The sequence below is a fragment of the Micromonospora foliorum genome (assembly GCF_022229015.1).
In the GTDB taxonomy this organism is placed as follows: Bacteria; Actinomycetota; Actinomycetes; order Mycobacteriales; family Micromonosporaceae; genus Micromonospora; species Micromonospora foliorum.
Genome location: NZ_JAKKFF010000442.1, coordinates 1 through 3,209, shown reverse-complemented (window position 1 = coordinate 3,209; position 3,209 = coordinate 1). Strand labels below are relative to the sequence as shown.

The 3,209-nt window shown below is 73.0% G+C and carries 5 protein-coding genes; 4 read left to right on the top strand and 1 reads right to left on the bottom strand.

Features of this window, described 5'->3' with window-relative positions; translation table 11 throughout:
* A partial coding sequence (locus PSH25_RS26915; protein ID WP_372492860.1) for an MFS transporter occupies positions 1–947 on the bottom strand: 947 nt, incomplete at its 3' end.
* Positions 948–1,033: 86 nt separating this feature from the next.
* Here PSH25_RS26915 and PSH25_RS26910 point away from each other — a divergent pair.
* From PSH25_RS26910 to PSH25_RS26895, 4 genes are all read left to right on the top strand, one after another.
* Complete coding sequence (locus PSH25_RS26910) at positions 1,034–1,714, top strand: FadR/GntR family transcriptional regulator (protein ID WP_238661694.1); 681 nt, start codon at positions 1,034–1,036, stop codon at positions 1,712–1,714.
* Positions 1,715–1,752: 38 nt separating this feature from the next.
* Positions 1,753–2,226 (top strand): large conductance mechanosensitive channel protein MscL, encoded by a 474-nt coding sequence (mscL, locus tag PSH25_RS26905; RefSeq protein ID WP_238661693.1) that lies wholly within the window; start codon positions 1,753–1,755, stop codon positions 2,224–2,226.
* Between the two features lie 80 nt (positions 2,227–2,306).
* Complete coding sequence (locus PSH25_RS26900) at positions 2,307–2,558, top strand: hypothetical protein (protein ID WP_030486188.1); 252 nt, start codon at positions 2,307–2,309, stop codon at positions 2,556–2,558.
* 87 nt (positions 2,559–2,645) lie between these two features.
* Positions 2,646–3,017 (top strand): hypothetical protein, encoded by a 372-nt coding sequence (locus PSH25_RS26895; RefSeq protein ID WP_238661692.1) that lies wholly within the window; start codon positions 2,646–2,648, stop codon positions 3,015–3,017.
* The last annotated feature ends 192 nt before the right edge of the window (positions 3,018–3,209 follow it).

Here is a 3,209-nt window from a genome sequence, read left to right as displayed (position 1 = left end):
GGGGACACTCCCAGCACCAGGGGGACAGGGCTGCACAGCCGAACGGCCAGGGTGGGCATCAGCAGAGCGAGCGGCACGCCGAGCGCGGTCACCCCGGAGAGCAGCAGCCCGGCCGACTCAGGGTGGTAACCGGCGTCACGGAACAACTGGGCCAGCCAACCCATGATCGCGTACCCGCTGAGCGACTGCGCCCCGAAGTAGACGGCCATCGCCCAGCCGAGCCGGGTCCGCGCCGGCCGGACCCGCGTCGGCGTGGCGACGGCCGTCGTCGGGGTCACCCGCCGCGCCGCGGCGCGGGTCCGCAGCGCCAGCGGCACCCACGGGAGTACGGCCACCGCGGCCATCGCGGCCCAGACGCCGAGCCCGGCCCGCCACGACCCGAAGGCGTGCGCGATCGGCACCGCGGAGGCGGCGGCCACCGTCGTGCCCACGGTCAACGCCATCGTGTACGCCCCGGTGACCAGGCCGGTGCGGTGCGGGAAGTGCTGCTTGACGAGCATCGGCAGCAGGATGTTGGCGACCGCGATGCCGGACAGCGCCAGCGCGCTGGTGAGCACGAAGATCCAGGCCGAGTCGGTGGCGACCCGGAGCACCTGGCCGACGGCGAGGACGAACATGGCGACCACCAGCACCCGGGCCGGCGCCACCCGGCGGACCAGCCACGGGGTGAGCGCACCGAGACCGGCGAAGGCGATGGTCGGCAGGGTGGTGACCAGACCGGCGGTGACACCGGAGAGGCCCAGCCCGTCGCGGACCTCGTCGAGCAGTGCGCCGAGGCTCGTCACCACGGCACGCAGGTTGAGCGCGACCAGCAGCATCCCGACCAGCACCAGCGCGCCACCGGTCGCCGGGTGCGTCCGCCGGCCGGCACCGGGGTCGCGCGTCGGGCGAGGGTCGACGGCGACGGGGGCGGGCAGCGCCGGAGCGGCGGTTGGTGGCGGGGTCATGACCTCTAACCTACAATCATGGGATGAATTTGGGACCGGTGATGTAACCAGTGCCACCGTCGGTTGATTTCCCCTCCGCGCCGCCCGTGCCGCCCGGCGGCCAGCCCGCCGTGCCGCCCCGCGGCCACCGGGTCCGGCAGACCACCGAGCAACTCCGCGCCCGGATCCTGGGCGGCGAATGGCCCGTCGGCGGGCGCATCCCCACCGAGCCACAACTGGTCGCCGCGCTGGGCGTCGGGCGCAACACGGTCCGCGAGGCGGTCCGCGCCCTGGTGCACGCCGGGGTGCTGGAGTGCCGGCAGGGCTCCGGCACCTACGTGGTGTCCACCGACGAACTGGCACCGGTGGTCGCCCGCCGGCTCGGCGACGACCGGATGACCGAGGTCATCGAGGTACGCCGCGCCTTCGAGGTGGAGGCCGCCCGGCTCGCCGCGCTGAGGCGTACACCGGAGGACCTGGCGGCGCTCGACGGCGCGCTCGCCCAGCGCGAGGCCGCCTGGCACGGCGGCCGGGTCGACGCGTTCGTCGAGGCCGACGCGGCACTGCACACGGCGGTGGTCGCCGCCGCGCACAACGCCATGCTCGCCGAGCTGTACGCCTCGGTGGGCACCGCCCTGCGCAGCACCGTCGCCCAGGCCATGGGCGGGGCACTCACTCCCGAGCGCTACGTCGACCACACCCGGTTGGTCGAGGCGATCCGGGCCGGCGATCCGGGCCGGGCGGCACTCGAAGCCGGCGCTTTTCTGGAACCCGCCGAACGGGCATAGGTTGTGCCCGACAGAAAAGCGGACACTCGGGAGTACGAATGCTCAAGGGCTTCAAAGACTTCATCATGCGCGGAAACGTCGTCGACCTGGCGGTCGGTGTCGTCATCGGCGCCGCGTTCACGGGCGTGGTCACCCAGCTCACCAAGTCGTTCCTCGAACCGCTGGTCCGGGTGATGATCGTGCTGATCACCGGGAACAAGAACGGTCTCAGTGGCTCGACCCCCAAGTTTCGGGACATCCCGTTCGACTGGGTGGCCTTCGTCAACGCGGCCATCACCTTCCTGCTGACCGCGCTGGCGCTCTACTTCCTGGTCGTCTACCCGATGAACCGGCTGGCCGAGCGGCGCAAGCGGGGTGAGGAGCCGCCGCCCTCGGCGCCGAGCGAGGAGGTCAAGCTGCTCACCGAGATCCGGGACGCCCTGGTCTCCGCCGGTCACACCACCCCCGGCCAGCAGCGCGGGGCGCTGGACGACGTGCTGGGCCGCCGTCCCGAGCCGCCGACGCAGCGCTGACCGGACGGATGCACATCGGCCCCTGTGGGATTCCCGCAGGGGCCGCACTTTCTCGTACGTGTGTTCGATAGAGTCCCGCCATGGAGCAGCGAAAGCACTGGTGGAACGGGAAGTGGGGGCGGCTGGCCCGACGGGACGTCTTCCTGCGGGTGGACGCCGACCGGTGGCACGTCGAGCAGCGGGCCGGCGGCGCCGAGGGCATCTCCCGTTTCTACGAGTACGGCAGTGCGGACGAGGCCGAGGACACCGTCCGGGCGCTGCTCGACGGCCCGGACACCTGGCGGGAGCTGTCCCCCCGCCCGCCCGGCGGCTGGACCCTCCCGAACAGCTGAGTGGGCGGGACGCCGTAGTTGCTGAGCGTCGGGCGGGCTGGCGGGCGGCGGCGTTTAGCGGCGCGCCGCCCTGGGAACCGCAGCGGGATGGACCAGCAGGACGAGCAGCAGGCGACCATCTCGCGGATCACCACCGGGATGCCGGTGATCGACTCAGCCGGCACCGAGGTCGGGACCGTGGACCTCGTCCAGCGGGGCGACCCGAACGCGGTGACCGTCCAGACACCGACCGCCGACCCGGGCAGCAGCCTGGACGAGCTGATCGAGGCGACCGCGGTCGAGGAGCCGGACGTTCCGGCCGATCTGGCGGCACGGCTGCTGCACAGCGGCTACCTGAAGGTCTCGACCGACCTGACCCGTAGCGGCGCGGTCTACGTACCGGCCGACCGGATCGGGTCGGTGGCCGACGGTCGGGTCCTCCTGGCCGTCGGTGTGGCCGACCTGCCGCCGGAGGAGTGACCCCACCGCCCTGATCGACTCAGGTTCACGGAAATCGGGGCGTCCAGAGCCTCCGGACACCGCGACTTCATGGAACCCGAGTGGATCTTCCCGGCGCCGCGGAGGTGGACTGGTCCGGCGCGGCCGGGGCGGGCTCATCCGGCGCGGCCGGGGCGGGCTCATCCGGCGCGGCCGGGGCGGGCTCATCCGGCG

Coding starts and splice junctions, on each gene's coding strand:
- PSH25_RS26895 (WP_238661692.1), top strand. CDS start 2,646: ATGGACCAGCAGGACGAGCAGCAGGCGACCATCTCGCGGATCACCACC.
- PSH25_RS26900 (WP_030486188.1), top strand. CDS start 2,307: ATGGAGCAGCGAAAGCACTGGTGGAACGGGAAGTGGGGGCGGCTGGCC.
- mscL (WP_238661693.1), top strand. CDS start 1,753: ATGCTCAAGGGCTTCAAAGACTTCATCATGCGCGGAAACGTCGTCGAC.